Annotated in this window: 1 protein-coding gene; it reads left to right on the top strand. The window is 66.4% G+C overall.

The window, feature by feature from the left end:
* Positions 1 to 127 precede the first annotated feature (127 nt).
* A partial coding sequence (locus Q8R75_RS18360; protein WP_305663822.1) for a transposase occupies positions 128 to 1,023 on the top strand: 896 nt, incomplete at its 3' end.

Raw genomic sequence — 1,023 nt, 5'->3', positions numbered from 1 at the left:
GCGACACGCGCGACTGGTCGCACATCGGCGTCGTCACCCTCAATCCGGAGCGTGACGCCGTCGCCAACGCCGCGCTTCATGTCGAAGGCTTACTCGCGTCAGTCGCATGAATCAGGCGACAACTATCTTGACTTGCTCCGGCGAGCAGAAGGCGCGCGATCTCTCGGGCTGTGACGACGAGCAAGTGCGCGCGGCGCGCACCCGCGAGCGGCTCACCCGCGAAGCAACGCAGATCCGCGACTGGCTCGCGGCCAACCCGGACGAGCGGCGCGGGGCCAAGGGCGCCGTGCGCTTGAGTAACCGCACCGACAACGAGTCGGCCAAGATGGCCACCGGCAAGGGCGTGATCCAGGGTTACACGGGTGTGGCCGCGGTCGATGCCGCACACCAGATCGTCGTCGACGCGCAGGCGCACGGCACCGGCTCCGAGCAGGAACTGCTGCTGCCGGTGGTCGATGCGACCGCGGCGCAGCGCACGGCGGACACGGCGATCTGCGCCGATGCGGGCTACCACTCGGAGAAGAACCTCAACGAACTGGACAATCGACAGATCCCGGCCTGGATCTGCGACAACGGCTACCGGCAACGCGACCCGAGGTACGCCGAACAGGCGAAACACAAGGCCAAGCCTGATGCGCTATGGGACAAGAGCGACAAGGCGAAAGACGCGCGCGCGGCGCAGAAGACGAAGCCTTACGCCAACACCGATTTCATCGAAGCGGAAGACCGCAGCCACTGCCTGTGCCCGGCGGGCAAACGGCTATATCGCAACGGCGGCAACTGCACGATCAACAGCTACGCTGCCACCAAATACACCGGAGCCGAGCGCGACTGCGTGCCGTGCGACCAGCGCACCCGATGTCTGCGCACGCCGCACCAGACGAAGGTGAGACAGGTCGCCTTTTTCCGCGGCAAACGCGATGGCAGCGCATCGCACACCGACCGGATGAAGCGGCGCATCGACTCGGACCAGGGCAAGCGGATGATCGGCGCGCGCTTTGCCACGGTCGAACCGGTGTTCGG

Origin of the sequence: Methyloversatilis sp. (assembly GCF_030696805.1) — a bacterium.
GTDB lineage: Bacteria > Pseudomonadota > Gammaproteobacteria > Burkholderiales > Rhodocyclaceae > Methyloversatilis.
Note: the sequence above shows the minus strand (reverse complement) of the source record. Positions and strands in the feature narration are given on the sequence as shown.